Genomic DNA, 20518 nt, shown 5'->3' with positions numbered 1-20518 from the left:
TTAATTACCTTCTATTACTCCACTATGTCCATTTTCATACCACATTTCTTCTGGCTTCTTTCCCGCTTTTATATCAGCTTTTGTTTTAATTTCATTCTCAGCTCGTTCCTTTGCATTGATCAAAACTTTTTCTATCATGTCATTAGGAATAACAAGAACACCATCCGCATCCGCAAAAATAAAATCACCAGGATTTACTAATACTTCGCCCAATTGACCATGTAACCATAACGGTACATTTCTATCTGTCATTCTCCAGTGTCCTTCCGCACAAATACACATAGTATCGGTACAAAAAGTAGGAATATTATCTTCCAAAAAGCCAAACGAATCACGAATGGGACCATCACAAACAAGCCCTTGCATACCCATATGATGCCATGTTTGTCCAAAAATATCTCCTAAAACTGCTACTTCTGTATATCCTGGATCAATAATCACTACACAGTCCTCAGTAATCACCTCTCCTACCCGGATCCACATGCCGCCAAGTGGTCCTGATCCCGAATGATCAAACTCTTCTTCAAATGGTGTCACGTTAGTAGTCCCTTTAATAGTCACCGCGGGACCTGCCAGTTTCATATCTCTTAAAATTGGTCTTACTTCTTTTCTTAACACTTGATTGCGATATCCATATTGAACGAATAACGCATCCCACACCAATGGAGTATTTAATTTTTTATACTCCTGAATAAAATACTTCATTTGCTCTTTTGTCCATTCAACAGCCATTAATAATACCTCCTTAAAATAATATAAAAAACTGTCAATACAGTTTTTACCTATGTATACTTTGAATTCCATCCATGAGCATATTCAACTTTCGCCTATCTGGAAGGCCTTCTATATCTCCCGCAGCGGTAACCGCCTGCGCTCCCATCAATGCTCCCATTTTCCCACAAATATCTAACTCTTTTCTTTCAATTATTCCGCACAGAAATCCTGCTACAAATGCATCTCCGGCTCCTATATTGTCTACTGCCGAAACTTTATATGCAGGTATTTTATATACACAATTTGTATCAGCTACAATTGCTCCTGCGCTTCCCATCTTTATTGCTATTTTTTTTATATTCATTTCCCGTAATATCCGGATTATTTCATCTGTTCTATCAGTCCCCAATAGAATTTCTGCCTCGTCAATTCCCATTTCTACGATGTCGCATAACTCCAGTAACGGTATTAACGCTCTGTTTGCTTTTTCTTTATCCCACAGTTTTAATCGGATATTGGGATCAAAGCTCAAAGAAACTCCTGCTTTTTTCGCTATACTTGCGATTTCGTAGTTCATTTCTGCACAGCTATCGCTTAATGCAGAGGTTACTCCTGTAATATGAACAATTCGGGCTGCTCTAATATGATCGCTTCTGACATCTTTTGAAGAAAGAGTGCTGGCCGCTGAATTTTTACGGTAATAGAAAACACTTGTTTCATTCATTGGACCAAATTGCTTTATCATTAAGCCTGTAGGCGCTTTGTCTTCTTTCGTAACAGCAGTAACATCTACTCCCTCTCCTCTGATTTCTTTCAAAATGTATTCTCCTAATTCATCATCACCCACTTTGCTGATCCAGCAGCTTGAATGCCCAAGCTTAGCTACTCCTATAGCTACGTTACTTTCCGCTCCTGCTACTCCTTTTTTGAATGTATCTACATAACGAAGACGTTGTTTTTGCTCTGGGAGAAAAACAGCCATAGTTTCTCCATATGTCAAAACATCCCACTTTTTATCTTCGTTCATTACTCTCCCCCTTTCTTCAAAATATAATCTGATACTTCAGCCTCTTAGTTTTTGTCACTCCAGTTTAATATAATTTGCTCCAAGGACATCAAAATCTCCTCGTATAGCGTATATTTCTCCATTGCTGATTTCTATTTCAATAAATACAACCTGGTTTTTAATATCCGCTATCGTTTTCCCTCCATTCCAAGTCGGACTCCATTCGACGCTATCTATCGATTTACATGTACACTCTTCATAAGACATCCCTTCGATTATTTTGCCGTCTTCATTTAAAATCTGCACTTTTACAACTCCATAAGGTGCACATATGTTCAAATCAAATTTATCACCGTAAAATTTAACTGCTTTTGTGCACACCTCCCCTGTTGTATAAGAAGTCAAGTAAGCAAAACCATCCTTTCGCATGTTATATCTGAATAAAGCAGCATCACACTCCTCTTGATATTTAAACATCTCACCCTTGGAGCCGCTGGCATATATAAATATTTCATCGTCGTTGACCACTATAGATGTGGGAAATACGCTGCCTCCTGCATGTTTGCCCCTGCTGTTTCTCGCAATGAACGGTTTATGAAATACTCTTTGGAAATTCTTACCATTGTAGCTGTATACTAACTGACAGTCCATATACCCTTTCAGTCTGTTCACTTTAATTTCTTTAGTATCGCCATGAAACATCCACAACAATCCTATATAAATATTTTCATATGGAAAGACGAGCAAAGCATATGTTTCTGCTGCACAATCATCTTCACCATCTGCCTGTAAAACGTATATCGGATCTTCTACCTTTTTAAAATCCTTTGTTGCATAAAATGCAATACGCCTGTCATGAACATGAAACCAATTTGATATGTAATACTTTTTTTCTTCTCTATTGTAGAAAATAGATGCCGGCGAATGAAATATGTTCTTACCTTTTAGTATTTCAGTCGTCCATACCTTCCCATCTTGGGAATATGCTATTCTTTCTTGTGGAGTTCCGTTTGCATCAAAAAGGCGATATAATAGTTTCAACTTTTTGCTTTCATCGCTTTCTTGTAAGTCATAATATATCGGACCTCCATCAATTCGAGCGGCTTCAATATCTCCATCCTCTCTTGAAAATACCGGGGTTCGGCTGCTTCTTTTCCAATGTATTCCATCACTACTGACGAGTCTGTAAAATTCCACTGTTTTTATGTAAAATCCTGCCTTTTCATCGTAAGCAAAGGGAAGCGCTTGCCCATAAATAGCCAGCCACTTATTTTTTTCAGTATCTTTCCAGACCACAGGATAATTCCAGGCTCCTTCTGTTTTTTCATCCTCAAAAACAGAATCTTCCTCCATACAAGGATTTCCCTGCTTTCGTTCCATTCCAGTACGACTTAATATCTTCCAATCATCAAAAAATAATATTATTCCCATAATTTTAAATATCTTTGCGCATTTTTCCCCATGATTTTTTCGAGTTCATTGTCTGTAAGACCTATCTCTGACATCATATCTAAATTTAATTCTCTATCCATATTATCTGTACCGTACAGGATTCTGTCTGCTCCCAATATTTCAACGAATCTCTTAATAAGGTCCTTTGCTTCCACCCGCGGATATACCAGCTTTGCACAAAGATCTGTAATTCCTGCAATATCTATTACAATATTTCGATTACGAAGTGCTATCATAATACCATCCTGATACCAGTTTCCGCCCCCGTGGCACATATTAATCTTCAATTCTGGCAACTCATATGCTAATTCATCAAGATTGTGCGGCATTGTCGGAATATACCTATCTATCAAAGGAACCGGAGAAAATCCTGTATGGAAAGCCACTGGAATATCCAGTTCAATACATTTTTCATAAAATGGATATGCCCGTTTGTCATTGACTTCAAAATTGTAGTGTGCTTGATGTATCTTGACCTCTTTAAATCCTTTGTTTTTTACCAGATCTTCAATAGCCTGTATTGAACTCTTCTCTATAGGATTTAAGCAGGCGCATGCTGCGAATCGGCTCGGATATAAAGCTACAGCTTTACTGATCCATTCATGTGACGTCAGTGTTCTAATATTATATTCCGGAATATATTCACCGTAATGGAACTCCCTTTCGATATCTGGAGGCATAGCAATCAACACTTTTTTATCGATATGAAGCTCATCCATTTCTGCTATTATTTCATCTATATCTTCCAAAAAAATTGATTCAATATCCTCTTCATTTTTAGGGATTTTCCTTTTTCTGTTATCTATTCCCGGTACTCCTTTTCTTGGTGGATGTGCATGTGAATCTATTACTAACATTTCTTACTCCTTACATAACATTGAAAAATATCATTCAGTAGCTGCATATCCTTTTTACCTTCGCTAATACTAGTTTCAGGTACTTTTTCTTCTATCACACATTCATAAAAATGGCGGAGTTCATTTCGAAATGCTTCATCATATGATACCTTTATTTCTTTGTCTACTATCATTCCATTATTGTTTTCTGTAATTCTAATTAAAGTAGGACAATTGCGAATATATGGATGCGGAAATTTGACTGTGATTGTCTGATCTATTCCATATGCCGTCAGCTCTTCGTCAAACCATTTTTGATTTGTATAGCCTACTTCGAGAATGGCTTTCACCTGTTTTCCATAATCCAGTTCAGCCATCAGCATATTTCCATCATCCCAGATATCGCAATAATTCACCTTCTGTGGCTCTCCAAACGCCGCCCGCATGATATCTATATCATGTACTCCCGCAAGCAAAAGACGATAATATAAATCTGAAGACATATCTCCTGTTACTTTTCGCAGTTCATGTTCAAACGCCTGATTTAATTCTTCTTTTACTCTTTGTTCGACATCTGTTCTTCTTCTTGACTCATAGATTTCAGGTTGTGATGCCGATAATCCATCGCATACATCCCTTGCTCGGATCATCCTTAATCCTTTCATATTTCCAATCAATTTTCTTGCATACCTGTATCCGGAATCATATCGCTTCATTTCTCCTACCATAAGAATTACATTATTTTCTGTAACGGCTTTTTCAATCCGTTCTGCCTGTTCTACATTCTCACATAACGGCTTTTCTACAAGAATATGTTTTTTCGCTTTTGCTGCTTCTATGCACACTTCAGTGTGATTACTATTCAGAACAATAACTGCTTCAATCTCACTGTCCTGCAAAAGCTCATGCCAATCTGTATAGAGCTTTTTCACCCCATATAAGTTCCCGTAATAATTCAGAAGCTTTTGGGAAATGTCTGACAGCGCTACTATCTCATATTCATCCAATTCATGTACATATGGAAGCCATATAATCTGTGCGACCTGACCGCATCCAATTACTCCAACTTTTAATTTTTGCATTTTTTCTCCTTATGTCGTGTTACTGCTTTACTCCGCCTTCTATAAATCCTTTTAAAAATGTTTTCATCAGTGGGATAAATAATATCAGCAGCGGAACAAAATTTAAGGAACAGCCTGCCAACAATCTACCCCATTTCTGATCTGTATGCGACATGTATGCCTGCAGTGCAAGCGGAATTGTCTTTTTTGTACCGCTGGTAATTAAAATAGAGGAAAACATGTATTCCCCCCACGAATATATAAATGCATACATACCCGCTGCCAAAATCCCTGCCGCCGCCAAAGGAATAATTTTTGTAATAATTTGAAATCTGTTTGCCCCGTCTACTTTGGCTGCCTCTTCCAATTCTTTTGGAATTGCATCGAAAAACGATCTCATAAGCCATGCGCAAAACGGTGCAACTAATGCTGTATGAACGAGTATTACACCTAAATGTGTATCAATGGCATTCATTTTAGCAAGTACATCATATATGGGATATATCGCTAAAATCGTTGGAAATACATACATAAAAAGCATACATTTCGCAATAACATCACGTCCTTTGAATTTGTATCTCGATAATCCGTATGCGCCAAGCACTCCTAAAATAATTGACAAAAACGTAACTCCGGTACTGATCTTAAGACTGTTAAGCAGGTTTTGACGAAATGCAGTTACGCCCACCGATTCAAGCAATAAATCTTTATAATTTTGTAAGGTTACCGAAGACGGAAATAATTTAACATCACCGGTTTTTATTGCCCACTCGTTTTGAAAAGAAGCGTCTATCACATAAATAAAGGGCAAAGCAAGAGCCAATACAAACAAAAATATTCCAATATAAAATAAAATTGTATGGCTCTTTTTTGGGAAAGGCTGTATACGATATCTACTCAGTTTCATATTACGTCCCTCCTATATTTCCACTTTCTTAAAAAAGCTTTTTCCAAATAGTATGCCTATCAAAATTAAAACTACCGCCACTATACTTGCCAGTGCAAGGGATTGTCCTACTTGAAATTCAGAAAAAGCCTTCTCATAAATCATAATAGGAACTGTATAAGTAGAATAATTAGGCCCGCCTTTTGTCAAAACATAAATCAATGAATAATTGCTGAACGTCCATACAATCCCTAAAAAGGCCAGAAAACTTATCATAGAACCTGCTACCGGAAGGATAAGGTTCGTAAAAATTTTAATTTGAGTTGCCCCATCTATCCTCATTGCATCATATAACTCATTAGGAATGACACTAAGCGCAGACAGCATCAGCAAAACTCCAAACGGGAAAAACTGTAAAAAATTTAAAAAAATACAAATTCCAAATGCCCAATTGCTATCGCCTAAAAAATTAATGCTCGTATCAATAACTCCGGTATATTTCAAAAACTCATTTACAATACCAAGCTGCGGCTCCAAAAGCCATTTCCACATCATGGAAAAACCTACCACCGGCGTCATCCATGAAATCAACATAATTCCCATAGTTAACTGCTTCCCTATAAAGTTACGGTTGATCAATATTGCTATCAACATGGGAAAAACTGTATTCAACACAAGACCCGCAAGCACCCAAATCAATGAATTTTTAATTGCTAATAAAAAACTTTTATCTTTGATAACAGAAAAATAATTTTCAAAAGCAACAAACTGCATATTGCCAAAGCCATATTTCGTTTCAAAAAACGATAATATAAATCCTTTTATAAACGGGTACAGCAAAAAAACAATAACTATCAATGCTAACGGAGCTAAAAAAAGATATCCGATTTTTTGATTTGTCTTCTTCATAGCAGCGTCCCTTTCCGCAGGCATATCTGAAAAAAATTCAGATATGCCTGCTCTTTTCTATTTCGCTTACTGGTCATTAACTTTATTCATTTCGGTTGTTGCCCAATTTACGGCTTCCTCAACATCCTCGCCAGTCAGCAAAACTTTCTGAATCATATCGGATATAATATATGAATTATAAATTTCTGCAGTATTCAAATTCACTGCCCCATATTTATTTCCCAAAGCATATGCCTCCTTGGAGGATTCCAGCGCTACGTTCAAAAAATTGTCCAAAATTTGTCTGCTTTCAGAACCTTTTTCCGTATCAAAGTTATCTTTAATCGGGAAATTTTCTTCGTCAAAATAGTCTGAAGAAACGAGTTCTGCACCAGCTTCTGTTGTCGGAATATAAAATCCCGGTTCTTGGCAAACCGTAATTATCCAACTGATTTCTGGCTTTTCAAGAAATTCTATAAATTTTTTACATGCTTCATAATGTCCATTTTCCTGTGCGCCTTTTGTCACTGTAACCGCATGATTAAAACTTGATTTATAGCTTTCTTCCGCACCCTCTGGCGTGGGGAATGGCGCGCAGGCAATATCAAGATCATCATTTTCAAAAAATGCTGCCAGATTTGGAGAATGATATGGCATCATAGCAAAAGTTTTCGCCGCCCAGTTAGATTCAATCTCTCCCCAGGACCACCCTGAAGCCGCCGGTGGCGCATATTGATATAGTTCATCATAAAATTCGAGAGCATTGACAGTTGCATCATTATCAAAACCGATGGTTCCGTCTTCATTAAATATATCTGTTCCGGCCGATGCCATAAATGCCGCAAATGTATCTGTCGCCAAGGCGTCTCTGGAACAGGTAATTCCTATTCCATACTGGTCGATTTCTCCGTCCCCGTTTTCATCTATCGTCAGTTTTTCTGCATATTCTTTCAATTCAGACCATGTCTTCGGCGGTTCTGTAAATCCGGCCGCTTCCAAAGCACTGGGACGATACATTAATGAGTAACAAATACTGTCAATCGGTACAGCCCAATAGTGCCCGTCTGCTGTATAACTCGATAACGTTGAGTCAATAAAGCCGTATTCATCATCTATAGCCTCGACTATGTCATCAACTTCAACAATCCCTCCTGCAAGATATGCAGATGACCAGCTTGTATCCGATACAACGTTCATATCCGGCATCGTATTACTTTGAATCGCGTTCAACATCTTTGCTTGGGCATCGTCCCAGAGTACAACTTCCATATTGACAGTAATATTAGGATTCTCCTCCTGAAATTTTTCAATTACCGTATTCCACGCTGTCACCCTCTGCTCTGTAGGTTCATGCTGCCATATCGTTAACTCGACCTTTTCATCTTCTGGCATGTCCTCTTCGGAATTTGTACTTTCGCTGCCACATCCAGATACCAATACGGCCATACATAAAACCAATCCAAATACCAAATTTTTCTTTTTCATACATTCACCTCAATCTTTCTTTTTCCAAATTTTTATTTTCCATTATTCCCACTTTTGATAAAATTCACCTCCCATCCGTTTGTGGGACCGGTCCCTTTTTTGGTAAAAATATATTATCTGACTTTTTTTTCAGATCCATTGAGCACTAAACGCGGTTGAACGTTTTCTATCCTTTGCGGAAGTTCATTATTGGAAATTCTATCTATAAGCAGTTTGCCTGCCAGTTCGCCCATGTTATTATGCCTTCCCACATAGCTAAGATTCATTCCTAAAACATCTGCAAAGTCTATATAGTCAAAAGAAATACATGCAATATCCCTTCCTATAGTCATATTATTTTCAATAATTGCTTTTAAAAATCCGATGGTAGCAAAATTGTTTGTTGTAAAGAAGGCATCCGGAACAGTCCCTTCCTTCAGGCATTCTTTCACCAATTTATATGCTGTTTCCATCGTAAAATCGCCTCTGAGAACATATTTTTCCTGAACAGGAATATTATGCTCTTTCATTGCCTGTATATATCCCTCAAAGCGTTCTCTCGCTAATTGCATATCAAGATTTCCTGTAATGATTCCTATTGTTCTGTTTCCGCTCTCAATGAGGGCAGCTGTTGCCTGATATGATGCGAGATATCCATCAAAAAATACCCCGTCCCACACGGAATGCTTTAGCGGACGGTCTACAAGGACAATTGGCGCCTGTAACCGTGATAAGGTTTTACACAAGTGTTCCTGATATATTGCGTCTTCATATGAAAATGTCGGCTGTAAAATAATACCGCTTACTCTTTGTTCAATAAAAGCTAAAACTGCGTTATTTTCTTTATCCGGATCATTGTTTGTATTGCTGAAACTTAATACATATCCATTTTCATCTACAACATTTTCAACACCTGTAATAATCTCATTAAAAAACAGATTATTGGCCTGTGGAATAATAATGCCAATAGAATTCGTCTGTTGCCTTGACAGACTCCGAGCAACTGCCGAAGGATGATATCCATTTTCCTTCATAACCTTTTCAATTCTTTTTCTTGTATCTTCACTTACATATCCAGTATTATTAATTACTCTTGAAACTGTTGATTTTCCGACTCCAGCAAGTTTCGCAATTTCTCTTATATTTAACATCTTTCTCTCCATTATGGGACCGGTTCTATATATATAAAATACCATTCTACATTTTATTTGTCAATCTCAAATATCATTTTAAGCATTCTTACCACAATTCACCGCACATTTTTATATAAAATGCATATTAAGAAGCTTTCTGTTTGACCACGTTTTGCTCCAGATTATAATCGACACTCTTCCTGCTGACAAAAAATAAGAGAAAAAGCAGGAACTGTTCATGCATTTCTGCTAACAATTCCCGCTCTTTACTCTTTATATACCGTTTCCTGCGGGAATCGAACCCACATCTAGAGCTTAGGAGGTCTGCTCCCCACTGTCAATCACTGACAAGTTCAGAACCCGCAAGATAAGAATTTATCACTATTCTCCAATTGTTCAAATCGTTTCCGGTCAATTGCTGTCAGCCTCTGTAAAACCCAAATAACCTGTGAATATTAGCCGGATATTGGCTGCAGCTAATAAAAGGTGTTTGTATTACTGTCAGCATCTGCACATAGGATCGGCTACCATACCTGTCCCTGCAGGAATGATAACAATATTCAATTGACCAGATTTACTATCTATACTATACCGTGTAATGGCCGGTTTGTCTACGATTTTTCGACTACGAGCTCGTGTATATTTTGTATAACCTTTCCAGATTTGAAAGGTTACGGACTTTATCTTTCAACTGTTTTGATGTATGAATCATACCAGTACCTCCACATATTTCATTACTTCGTCCCTGATTTTCAGTTTTTCTGCATATTCCACCAATCTGGATAAATTTTTCCCTTTCCCTGCCATATACTCTTTTACTGCTGTCTGAAAATTCTGTACTTCATATTTTTTTCTGTCTTTGATCAATTCACAGATACATCTTTCTTGATCGTAAGCTCTTACGGTATTTCCACTGATGGAAGGCACGCTGCAGACTCCCATACCGTGAATTTCTTTTGTCACATATTTCACCCTGACATTAGCACTTTTCAAACGAGTAGCGTTATATCCATTCGGTACTGTAATACAGACTTCTGTATATTCTCTGTCAATCAATCCATGCAGATAAAGGGCAGTTTCACCGGAAAAAATAACAGTAGGATTTTTGGTCTGAAGGATAAATAATTCATCCGGCCAAACATCATCAGTGATATAAATCCCCCGGGCAACTTTCTCCATAGCATGCTCCTTCACATATTCCATTACATATGTCCTGGAAATCTGGTTTTTTTCTGCCAGAGAAGTAAGGAGATACCCATGGTTTTTTTTAACTAATTGTTCTAAAATCATTCTTTTAGTCATACATATCTCTTCTTTACAGTTTTTCTTATATTTTATTATTTTTAAGCATAAATGTAAAGTATTGTATGCCATTTTTCTTGTAATGACACTACTGTCTTTCTTGCTTATTCCAACGTTTTCGCCATAGACGCCAGCAGCGCCGCCATCTCCGGATTAGCCAGTACTTTCTCCAGCAGTTCCGCATTCACTCCTTCAGGTACCTGTAACATATTCTCCGGCATTTGCCGATGGATATCCGGATTGAGTTCTTTCTTTTCATAGAATGCTTTTTCAAACAGTTCTGCATTTTTTCTTCTGTCATCATCCAGGATATGAGAATAAACATTCAGTATCATATTCGCCTGAGAATGCCCGGAATCTCCCTGGGTAGCTTTGATATCGCCGCCGTTCAGCTTCAGCTTATAAGTAACGCTGGTATGCCGGAGGCTGTGTGTGACAACAGATGGAAGATTATTATCCGCGATCAGTTTTTTCAAGCCCTTCAATATGACCGCCTCTCCGACCGGAAGTCCGTAAGCCGTTGCGAGGACAAGATTAAAGTCCATGTATTCTTCTCCCAGTACTTCCTTTTCCTGCTCCTGCTTTTTCTTCCATTCCACGAGCATAAGAGCGACTGTCTTCGGGAGGAAGATTTTCCTTTCGCTATCCTCTGTCTTGGGCTTTTTCAGTATACGTACCGTTTTATTTGATTTCTTTGTTTCCGGAAACACCAGAAGAACATCTTTTCCATCCAATGCTTTTAGAGCCTCCTTTGTCACTCTCTGCAATTCTTTATTTATAATGATATAAGCTCTGTCTTCTTCAATCGCTTCAGGCGATATGTCCATGCAGTCCCATGTGAGCCCTGTAACCTCACCGGGGCGCAATGTACAGGCAAAAATGAGATTGCATGCGATCACAACTTTCTCATCCTTACATACATCCATTGCATGCATCATGGTATCCGCTCCCCAGATCTCTCGTTTCATCGGCGTATGTTTTGGAACAGTCGCCCGCTGACATGGATTTTTTTCCATCAGCTCCCATTTGATCGCCTGCTCAAAACAATTTCTCAGCAATTTATGGATTTCCCTGATAGTACCCGTCCCTACGAATTCATTCTTTGCCTTCCCGGTCATCGGATTGACTACAGCAGGTGTATTCAAAAGAGTCTGATAATATTTCTCAATGAAATGCGTATTCAGGTCGGAAAGCTTCGCTTTACCGATCATCGGCTTGATATAGTTTTTTATCAGGCCGACTTTCCCCTGATATGTAGACATTACCCATGCCTTTGTTCCGTATATTATTACATATTCATCAAGAAGTTCAGACAGATAAGTACATTTAGGGGCCACAAAAGTTCCCAGCTCCTGCTTATATTCAATTTCCTTTTTCCGTTTGCGGGCTTCTGCTTTTGTGTCATAGGTTTCCCATTTTTGTATTCTTTTTCCCGCATCATTCTTATAATAATAAACTACCTTAAACTTATGATTTCTTTCTACTATGGATGCCATTTACCCTGTTCCTTTCTTTCAGCCATTTTTCAAACTCCCGTCGCCTGATACGTATTCGATTACCAACATATATGATCGGAAACTCTTCCTGTTGGTACCAGTTTACAACTGTCGATCTTGAAACCTTCGCCATCATCGCCGCTTCCTCCGGTGTCAGATAATTTAGATTGCCATTGCTCCTGCGGTTCCCTGTTTCAAGAAGCTTCTTTCTGCGGAAAGTTGCCAGAGCAATATTTTCTTCCTTGGAAAGTTCCTCATAATCATTGGAAGGATCCAGCTGATACTCATCCTGCTCATTTAGGAATTTCTGAAAACTCTCTTTTGTGATCCGCTTCTGATCAGCAATCACCACAGTTTCAAATAATTTCCCGTATTTCCTGCTTTTAAGGATCGTATAAACAGCTTTTCTGCTAATTCCCAGCAACTTTGCTATTTCCGGCATACTGATGGTAGCCGCATACAAGTCTTTCTTCGCTTTTCGGTCTTCAACGGTCTGATATCTCGACTGATTATTGTACCAGTTCCAGAAAACTTCCTTAGGTATCCTGTTCCAATAATCGACCTTAACCGTATCGATTTTCTCACGCTTGATCAGGTCATATGCCACAGCTTCAGTAATTCCCAACAGATGAGCAATATCACGGGCAGAAAAAGACCATTCATTTAATTCCTGCCCCGGCTCCTCTCCGGTAATTTTCCTGTACTTCACCTGATTGGCGTACCATTTTTCAAAGCTGCCGATATTAACCCGCATCTTTCCGGCAATCTTCTTTGATTCAAATACATTTTTATGGACAAGCCAGTAACGATCCGTTTTCTTTAATCCCAACAGATCTCCCATTTCGGTAACAGTCATCCATTTCTTTGGCAAAGAAGGTTTCATTTGGTACTGGCTGTGTTCTTCAATATTTCTGACCAGTTCCTGATATTCTTCTTCTGTCATGTCTGTTTTTCTATTCATCAGAATCTCTCCCTTCTTACAGAAAGGATAACGGATATTTTCATAAACCGTTACTATATCGACGGATTATTTTTACTGTTCCGGCGGCTGATTATCAAGCCAGTCGTCAAAACTTTTTTTGGAGATACGGTACTTTCCGCCATCCAGCCGGATCCAGCGAAACTCATTTTTTTTCAAAAGGTTATAAACTGTCGGACGGCTGATCCCCAGTATTTCCTGTAATTCGCGCACCGTGTAACATCTTTTCTCTGCCATAACGCACAACCTCTTTCTGTAAATTATTTTGAATGAAAAAAATCTCTTCATATTAAACAAATGCTCAAAGGGGGCTTTACAACTCCCGATTTTACTTTTTTTATTTTCTTTTGACAGAGATTGCCTTCACCATTTCTTTTACATTTTTTTAAAGAATTTTTGAAGGACGATTGTATATTCCTGTTTTTCCATTTGTTTAAGTGAGAGGGTTTTTAGATTTTTATAGCGTTATCCCGAATTCGGGATAACAAGAGCAAGATCCACTAAGTAATACAGTATCGTCATTCTTGACTTCTCTGTATTGCTCTTAGTAGCGATCTTGATGGGGATTCCGTTTCCCCATACCCTCGGAAATTTCACAGCAACTCCTGTGACTTCTCATTGATAGTTGCTATGAAATTCAAATTGGCTTCCAACATAAGTTGTACGCATCACTATATCTGGAAGGGACAGCCAGATGTAGTGGAGGTTCAGTTTTGCGGAAGCCTGTGACTTTAGAAGGAAGGAGGAAGAATGGCACCCAGAGAAAAAAAAGAAAGCGAAAAACGAAAAAATATTGTGTGTGTAAAACTTACCGATATCGAACTTTCAATTCTCGATCAACATGCTGACGGAGTACGCTTATCTCGTTCTGAATATATCCGCGGTCTCATTCTGAATAAAAAAATGACAGCAAAATATCAGATTGTAATCAACAGTGACGACATTCGTGAACTTCTGATGCAGTACGGGAAAATCGGTTCTAACCTCAATCAGATTGCAAAATATTTTAATACAGGTGGTGAAAGGTCTATGGCGATGGAAGAAGAAATTCATCACTGCCTGGCAGATCTTTTTTCTCTGAAAAAAGAAATTTTGAAATTGGCAGGTGATCTGAATGGCAATCGTAAAGCATATTAAAAGCAAAAATGCCAACTACACAGATGCCATAAATTATCTCTTCTATCAGCACGATGAAAAAACAAAAACACTGCTCCTTAACGAATATGGACAGCCTATGCTCAGAGAAGAATTCTATGCAGATGGATTAAACTGTACTCCTGAAACTTTTGATCTTGACTGTTCCGGGACTAATAGAACATTCAATAAGAACAGACGGCCAGGCGAAATCAAAAGCCATCATTATATCATCAGTTACGATCCCAGGGATGCATCAGATTGCGGTCTTACCGGGGAAAAGGCTCAGGAGTTATCTTTAGAGGTAGCTCAAAAAATGTTTCCGGGACATCAGGCTCTTGTGGTTACACATACTGACGGCGAAAATCATTCCGGAAACATACATACACATATCGTGATCAACAGCGTAAGAGCAAACGAAACGGAAAAAGAAGATTATATGACTCAGGCAAGTGACTATAAAGCGGGAGGAAAGCACAGATCTACGAACAAATTTATGGAACACTTCAAAAAAGAGGTCATGGCTATGTGTGAACGGGAAGGGTTACATCAGATCGATCTGCTCTCGCCCGCTCCCGAAAAAGTAACGGAGGCTGAGTTCCGTGCGAAGTCACGCGGTCAGGAAAAGATGGAAAAGATCAATAAAAAGATTACTGCTGAGGGGCTCAAGCCATCTGCAACGACATTCCAGACGCAAAAAGATTTCCTGCGGAAGGCAATAAAAGATTGCTCCCGGGAAGCAAAAAATTTTGAAGAATTCCAATCCCTTCTTTTGGAGAATTACAATATCTCGGTGATCTCACAGAGAGGCAGGTACCGCTATCTTCATCCGGACCGCAGCCAGCGTATCACTGAAAAAGCTCTGGGTACGGACTATGGACGGGATCATCTGGAAGAACTTTTCTCCCGGAATGTAAAAGGGATACGTGCAGAGAAAAAAGCAACAGCATATCATTCTCCGGAAACTGATTATCGGAGAGATCCGCTTGCAATCTTCTATTATCGCACACAGCTTCGTCTGGTAGTTGATCTGCAGACAAATGTAAAAGCTATGCAAAGCGAAGCATATGCGCAGAGAGTAAAGATCACCAATCTCCAGCAAATGGCAAACACCCTGATCTACATACAGGAGCATGGCTACAATACCAGAAAAGATCTGAGTGCAGTCACTTCGAAGGCGCAGGAAAGGCTGACAGAGGCTTACGACAAAAAGCGGGAGCTCACTGAAAAAATGAAAGTGCTCAACTCGCAGATCCACTACACCGGACAATACTTCGCTTCCAAAAGCATCTATGCAGAATTTTTAAAATCCGGAAACAAGAAGAATTTCAGAAACGAGCATGTATCTGAGATCACGGCTTATGAAGAAGCCCGGGACTGGCTGAAAGATTTCTATCCTGACGGGAAAATGCTTTCACTGAAATCACTAAAAAAGAGGAAGCAGAAACTGCAGGAAACCATCGACAGCCAGAAAACAGTTATTCATAACTATAAGAACCATTGTAAAGAATTAGAAACCGTTTCTGCCAACGTGGACGCTATCCTCAGGCGCCAGGCTATGGAAACAGAAATAATTCATCCAAGAACAACAGAACATCAAAAATCACAGAAAGAAAGGAAAGAAGAAGCATTATGACACAATCAGAATTTAAGCTGATCTTTGCCAATCAGGTAATGAAATGTGAGACCACTTTAAATAACAAAAGAAAAGAGTATACCGGCGATAACCTGGACAGGCTCTCCGCATTTAAAATTGCCGCCTCCTTACAGGGCTGCACGCCCCAGCGCGCTCTGGTGGGAATGATGGCAAAACATATCGTATCTCTGTATGATATGTGTTATGCCAAAAACGAATCATTTAAAAAAGAAATGTGGGAAGAAAAGATTACCGACAGCCTGAATTATCTTTTCTTATTAGCAGCAATTATCAGAGAGGAGGCACCCTATGAACAAAATTGAAACTAAAATCCTGAACTGCTCCGCTGTCAGGGAAGCGGAAAAAAACATGGTCTTTGCAGCAAGGCTTACACAGCGGGGACATATGATCCATTCGATGGATGATTTAGTGAAGCTGTACGAAAAATCCTTTTTGGACGAAACTGTTAAAACTCTCGGTCAGCTTCCTCATCCTGCAATCCAGAAATTTACTGTCATTACTGTCGCTGTGGTCGGCGCCAGCCGGAGATTTCTCTCACAGATCACCCGGCATCAGAATGAAGTAAAATTTATGAGTGCCTCCCTGCAGTACAGCAATTATTCCGGCGAAGCAGAATTTGCAGTTCCTTATGAAATACTGACAGCTTCCCCAGAGATACAGATGCTTTATGAAGACAGCTGCCGGTCAGACCTCGACTGCTATGGCCGGCTGTGCAGAGCAGGGATCGGGCACGACGCCGCAGGCTATGCCACGCCTCAGGGATTAAGAAATATCCTGATCATCAGCGCCACACCTTATCAGTGGAAGCACATGATCGGTCAGCGCTCATGCAGAAGAAACACAGACGAAACGCGGATTGTCATGCTCCGTGTCTGGAAGGAGCTTTATGAATACAGCAATCCTCTGTTTGCCCCGGCTCTGACAGGTCCATACTGTCAGCGGGATAAATGCCTGGAAGGAAAAATATCCTGCGGTCATCCGATCAGCAGACTTCTCCTTCCTCATGAGATCCTTCATCAGGATTATCCATATCTGACCGGAGGTGAAACAGAATGAAAATAAAGCTGATTGACTTCGGATTGGTTCCGGAACATTCTCCCCTCAGGCTGCACGCAAATGATGCAGGTGCAGATGTATATATTCCCTTTGACTGTACTTTAAAACCCGGGGAGATTATAAAAGTGCCTCTTGGATTTGGTTTGGAACTTCCTGACGGATATGCCGGCTTTGTATTTCCGAGAAGCAGCATGGCAGTAAAAGGACTGGTCTGTGAGCTGCCTCCTATAGACTCCGGATATCGCGGAGAGATCCATGCGATCATCAGCAATATCAGTAATTTCAGACAGTCAATCTCAAAGGACATGCGGATCGGGCAGCTTGTCATCACACCCGTGATCATTGCAGACTTTGTATTTAATCTCGGTAACAAGCGGGGAACCCATGCTTTTGGAAGTACAGGAGAATAGAAAAAGATTTATAACAGGTGCCGGCTTATTACCGGCACCCAGATCATTAAAATCAGTAGACAAAGGGAAAACATCACTATGATTACATTCGGAGAAAAACTAAAGCATTTAAGAAAGAAAAATCATCTTACACAGAAACAACTTGGTATATTAATAGGCTTTTCTGAAAGCTGTGCTGATATTCGTATTACTTTCTGCAAAAAAAGATTCTACAAATTCGTCTTTCAATTCATTCCTCCTCCAGCTAAAGATTTGAGTCTCCGTCTGTCCATTCTATAAAAGCGCTTGTCAATATTTCACATACACTTAAGAATATGAAAAAAATACATGCAGTAATGAAAAAAATACACATGATTAGAATTTTAGTAGCAATTTTCAGTTTTTCGATAATGATTTTCATTCGTTTCCCCTAAACTTGCTATTCACCATAATAATACGAACTCCCGCAGACACTTTCTCATTTTTTCTCTATGCATGATGGGGTTTTCTTTTACTGTCGCTTGGCAGATGATAGAAATATCATGTTTCAATATTTACTAATTCCCGCACCTTCGACAAGAAGTCATAATCGGTTTTACAACAAAATCCCCCGCTATACTGCTTAGCCTCTTTTTCGAGCCTCTTATCATCACCACCAGACATAAGCAGGAATGGTGTTGTCAAATCCTTTTGACGTATTTCTCTAAGCAAGTCTAAGCCGGTGCCATCCTTCGCTATAATCGGAGCAAATTTCATCAATTTCGATATTTCCCAACACCTGTAAGGCTTCTTTAACACCAGATGCTACATAAATTTCAAATTCTTTTCCCAAAACAGTAACTAAAAACGCTAAGTAATCTAAGTCATCATCTACAACAAGTATTTTTTCATTCTTATTTCATCCTCCTTACTGCGACAGTTCTTTTCCCTCGTCCTCGCTTATGTAACCATATCTCACCATCTGTTGAATAACATATTGTTGGCGTTGTTTTGCCAAGTCAGGATTTGCCGAAAAGCACTGTTCATGCAGACCGAAAAGATTAACTGGAATGCCCATGTCTGGTACATGGAACGTTTTCAGATACAGCCAGAAAGGCTGGATGCGGCAAGTCCGGTATCCTCAATCTCCTTCACAGAAGTTACGCATAAGAAAAACCGGGAATTACTGAAAAAATACATCCGATACGGACTTGGCATCACCAACCTGTCGGTGAGTGTGATTCGCGGAGAACATTCTGCTATCCGAAATTTTCTGAACGATATATGCCAAGATGAAAATGAGGATGTATGCTCGGTGACTCCGGCACAGATGGATGACTACTTCAAAAAACAGCGACAGCGGTCGGTACAAGCTGAAACCTACAATAAGAATGTCATGTGCATACAGCACTTCTTCAATTTTCTCAAGGTTCGGCAGTACATTGAACGGATACCCTTCGATGCAGAATGCTGTCTGAAGAAAATAATCCCACGGCATCTTGACCGGAGTGTAGCTCAAGAGGCCGCGGATGAAATTCTCGAAAAGCTCTGCTGTTTCCCCGAAACGATAAGGATCATGTACCTGCACCTTTGGGGAGTCGGCCTGCGCATCAGCGAGGTATGCACCTTAAAGGGCAACGCCTACTACATACAGGGCAAGCTCTCGGCGATAATATTAAACAACTTAGACGGATGGGAGGATGAATATGAGCAAATACGAAAAGATGGTCGCCTGTAACCGAAAGAGCAGTGCGGACAAGATTGAACTTGCTAAAAAGACAATCTTTAAAATGCTGGATGAGGGAGAGAAAATAACGATTCCGAAGCTGATTGCTAAGACAGGATTGTCGAGAGGATTTTTTTACAAGAACCCCATTGTACGAAGCACACTGGACAAGGCACTTGAACAGCAGGTCGGAATGACTGATCCCCGAAAGAACATTCTCGATATGGCGATGGACAACGAAATCGTTGTATCATTCTTCATATTATGTCCGTAAATCACAGTATGCCGGTCTGAAAAATCTGCGCTGTTGCGGTAGTCCATAAAAATGGTCCCTGCCGTGTTCCAAGAGCCGTCCAGCAGGCGACGAAGGTAGTAGCTGTTATCCTCGCTCTGCGCCACCGGATAGTTTATCTTGGTATCGGGGCAGTGCAGCCATGCGATGATGTCCTTGTTTTCTGTCTGTAAAACCTCAAAATCTACTATGATCGGCGCAGTTTCCTGTACAGATTCTTGTTCCGACTGGTTGCTTTCAGCGTCCTGTGGAAGTTTCATTACTACTTCCTTCGTAAGTGAATCGTTCAAATTTTGGCTTTCCAGCATTTCCAGCAAATACCCTGAAATTTTATAAATAGATAAAGCCGCAATTATCAGGCATACCGCCACAATTATAATTTTTTTCATTGTTAATAGTTCCATCGCTTAAATTAGCACAAAAAAGACGGTGGCGGTTTTTAAGCCGTCACCGCCTGTAACTGATGTTGTCAATGAGATGAAATCTCAATCATCTGTTATTTAGCATGCAGTTTTTTTCTTTTGCTGTAAACCGCCATACCTATAACACCGCCGCAGGAGGCCAACATTAGACCAATCCACAGCATCATATTGCTGCTGTCCCCGGTCTGGGGGCTTTCTATTTGCTCAGAAGGCTTGCCCTGCTGTTCGGGTTTGGCTGGGTCGGTTGGGTCAGCCGGGTCAGCGGGGTCTGTCGGGGTGGTCGGGTCAGTCGGCCCAGCCGGATCGGTGGGATCTGTTGGAGTAGTGGGGTCAGTTGGGTCGGTGGGGTCGGTCGGCTTTTCGCTGGTTTCAAACGGCGTGTTAGAACCAAGGATTGCGTACTGGCTCAAATGGTCGGTTTCAAACACGAGGAAGTCTCCTTCCACCACCGCGTCAAAGCGTTCCAATGGGTCGCCCAGATACACCGCCTGATAGTATTTGTAGCCTTTCAGGTGGTCGTTCAGCGGGATTTTCACCGTCATGGGATTGTCCTTGATTTCAAGGGTTTCCCCATTCTGGCGGACGCTGATGTCGTAAATGGACAGCAGGCCCGGCAGCTCCTCTTTCAGTTCCGGACGGTTTCCCA

22 protein-coding genes are annotated in these 20518 nt (G+C 40.0%); 7 read left to right on the top strand and 15 right to left on the bottom strand.

What is annotated here, in order from left to right; genetic code table 11:
• The 14 genes from WJ238_RS05465 to WJ238_RS05400 form a co-directional block, all read right to left on the bottom strand.
• Positions 1–732: an RraA family protein gene (locus WJ238_RS05465; RefSeq protein WP_256196170.1), complete on the bottom strand. Its 732-nt coding sequence runs from the start codon at positions 730–732 to the stop codon at positions 1–3.
• Positions 733–778: 46 nt separating this feature from the next.
• The gene (locus WJ238_RS05460; RefSeq protein ID WP_337606360.1) at positions 779–1741 is read right to left on the bottom strand and encodes a sugar kinase; all 963 of its coding nucleotides are present in this window, start codon (positions 1739–1741) and stop codon (positions 779–781) included.
• Positions 1742–1795: 54 nt separating this feature from the next.
• Positions 1796–3151: a hypothetical protein gene (locus WJ238_RS05455; protein WP_337606359.1), complete on the bottom strand. Its 1356-nt coding sequence runs from the start codon at positions 3149–3151 to the stop codon at positions 1796–1798.
• Complete coding sequence (locus tag WJ238_RS05450) at positions 3142–4029, bottom strand: amidohydrolase family protein (protein WP_337606358.1); 888 nt, start codon at positions 4027–4029, stop codon at positions 3142–3144. Before WJ238_RS05450 ends, WJ238_RS05455 begins: the two co-directional genes overlap by 10 nt.
• Positions 4023–5090: a Gfo/Idh/MocA family protein gene (locus WJ238_RS05445; protein ID WP_337606357.1), complete on the bottom strand. Its 1068-nt coding sequence runs from the start codon at positions 5088–5090 to the stop codon at positions 4023–4025. The genes WJ238_RS05450 and WJ238_RS05445 overlap by 7 nt, the downstream gene beginning before the upstream one ends.
• A gap of 19 nt (positions 5091–5109) precedes the next feature.
• Entirely contained in the window at positions 5110–5976 is an 867-nt protein-coding gene (locus WJ238_RS05440) for a carbohydrate ABC transporter permease (protein ID WP_337606356.1), read from the bottom strand.
• Positions 5977–5988: 12 nt separating this feature from the next.
• Positions 5989–6864 carry a carbohydrate ABC transporter permease gene (locus WJ238_RS05435; RefSeq protein ID WP_256196158.1) on the bottom strand — a complete coding sequence of 292 codons (876 nt, stop codon included), beginning with the start codon at positions 6862–6864 and terminating at the stop codon, positions 5989–5991.
• A 66-nt stretch (positions 6865–6930) separates the two neighbouring features.
• On the bottom strand, positions 6931–8328 hold the full coding sequence (locus tag WJ238_RS05430; protein WP_337606355.1) for an ABC transporter substrate-binding protein: 1398 nt from the start codon (positions 8326–8328) through the stop codon (positions 6931–6933).
• 113 nt (positions 8329–8441) lie between these two features.
• Positions 8442–9458 carry a LacI family DNA-binding transcriptional regulator gene (locus tag WJ238_RS05425; RefSeq protein WP_337606354.1) on the bottom strand — a complete coding sequence of 339 codons (1017 nt, stop codon included), beginning with the start codon at positions 9456–9458 and terminating at the stop codon, positions 8442–8444.
• A gap of 690 nt (positions 9459–10148) precedes the next feature.
• Positions 10149–10742: a type IV toxin-antitoxin system AbiEi family antitoxin domain-containing protein gene (locus tag WJ238_RS05420; protein ID WP_191432671.1), complete on the bottom strand. Its 594-nt coding sequence runs from the start codon at positions 10740–10742 to the stop codon at positions 10149–10151.
• A gap of 104 nt (positions 10743–10846) precedes the next feature.
• Positions 10847–12238 carry a tyrosine-type recombinase/integrase gene (locus WJ238_RS05415; protein WP_256195523.1) on the bottom strand — a complete coding sequence of 464 codons (1392 nt, stop codon included), beginning with the start codon at positions 12236–12238 and terminating at the stop codon, positions 10847–10849.
• The gene (locus WJ238_RS05410; RefSeq protein ID WP_204713205.1) at positions 12210–13199 is read right to left on the bottom strand and encodes a helix-turn-helix domain-containing protein; all 990 of its coding nucleotides are present in this window, start codon (positions 13197–13199) and stop codon (positions 12210–12212) included. Before WJ238_RS05410 ends, WJ238_RS05415 begins: the two co-directional genes overlap by 29 nt.
• 72 nt (positions 13200–13271) lie before the next feature.
• Positions 13272–13454 (bottom strand): helix-turn-helix domain-containing protein, encoded by a 183-nt coding sequence (locus WJ238_RS05405; RefSeq protein ID WP_204713204.1) that lies wholly within the window; start codon positions 13452–13454, stop codon positions 13272–13274.
• Between the two features lie 228 nt (positions 13455–13682).
• Positions 13683–13814 (bottom strand): hypothetical protein, encoded by a 132-nt coding sequence (locus WJ238_RS05400; protein WP_337606353.1) that lies wholly within the window; start codon positions 13812–13814, stop codon positions 13683–13685.
• A 153-nt stretch (positions 13815–13967) separates the two neighbouring features.
• On the opposite strand from WJ238_RS05400, the gene WJ238_RS05395 reads away from it, so the two are divergent.
• The 7 genes from WJ238_RS05395 to WJ238_RS05365 all read left to right on the top strand — a co-directional run bounded on the left by WJ238_RS05395 (position 13968) and on the right by WJ238_RS05365 (position 19432).
• On the top strand, positions 13968–14354 hold the full coding sequence (locus WJ238_RS05395; RefSeq protein WP_204713203.1) for a plasmid mobilization protein: 387 nt from the start codon (positions 13968–13970) through the stop codon (positions 14352–14354).
• Positions 14332–15987, top strand: a complete 1656-nt coding sequence (locus tag WJ238_RS05390; RefSeq protein ID WP_226395540.1) for a relaxase/mobilization nuclease domain-containing protein — start codon at positions 14332–14334, stop codon at positions 15985–15987. The genes WJ238_RS05395 and WJ238_RS05390 overlap by 23 nt, the downstream gene beginning before the upstream one ends.
• A complete protein-coding gene (locus WJ238_RS05385; RefSeq protein ID WP_089705367.1) occupies positions 15984–16310 on the top strand; it encodes a hypothetical protein in 327 nt (108 codons plus the stop codon). Before WJ238_RS05390 ends, WJ238_RS05385 begins: the two co-directional genes overlap by 4 nt.
• Positions 16297–17064: an FAD-dependent thymidylate synthase gene (locus tag WJ238_RS05380; protein WP_337606351.1), complete on the top strand. Its 768-nt coding sequence runs from the start codon at positions 16297–16299 to the stop codon at positions 17062–17064. The genes WJ238_RS05385 and WJ238_RS05380 overlap by 14 nt, the downstream gene beginning before the upstream one ends.
• Positions 17061–17474 (top strand): dUTP diphosphatase, encoded by a 414-nt coding sequence (locus WJ238_RS05375; RefSeq protein WP_089705374.1) that lies wholly within the window; start codon positions 17061–17063, stop codon positions 17472–17474. The genes WJ238_RS05380 and WJ238_RS05375 overlap by 4 nt, the downstream gene beginning before the upstream one ends.
• A gap of 1045 nt (positions 17475–18519) precedes the next feature.
• Entirely contained in the window at positions 18520–19170 is a 651-nt protein-coding gene (locus tag WJ238_RS05370; protein WP_337606350.1) for a site-specific integrase, read from the top strand.
• A complete protein-coding gene (locus WJ238_RS05365; RefSeq protein WP_311136023.1) occupies positions 19133–19432 on the top strand; it encodes a DUF6262 family protein in 300 nt (99 codons plus the stop codon). The genes WJ238_RS05370 and WJ238_RS05365 overlap by 38 nt, the downstream gene beginning before the upstream one ends.
• 514 nt (positions 19433–19946) lie before the next feature.
• On the opposite strand, the gene WJ238_RS05360 is transcribed toward WJ238_RS05365, so the two are convergent.
• Positions 19947–20518, bottom strand: a 572-nt coding sequence (locus WJ238_RS05360) for an LPXTG cell wall anchor domain-containing protein (protein WP_337606349.1), incomplete at its 5' end; no start/stop codon positions are given.

The organism is Claveliimonas sp. (genome assembly GCF_037273965.1).
Classification (GTDB): Bacteria; Bacillota; Clostridia; order Lachnospirales; family Lachnospiraceae; genus Claveliimonas; species Claveliimonas bilis.
This window is presented reverse-complemented; position numbering and strand designations above follow the sequence as displayed.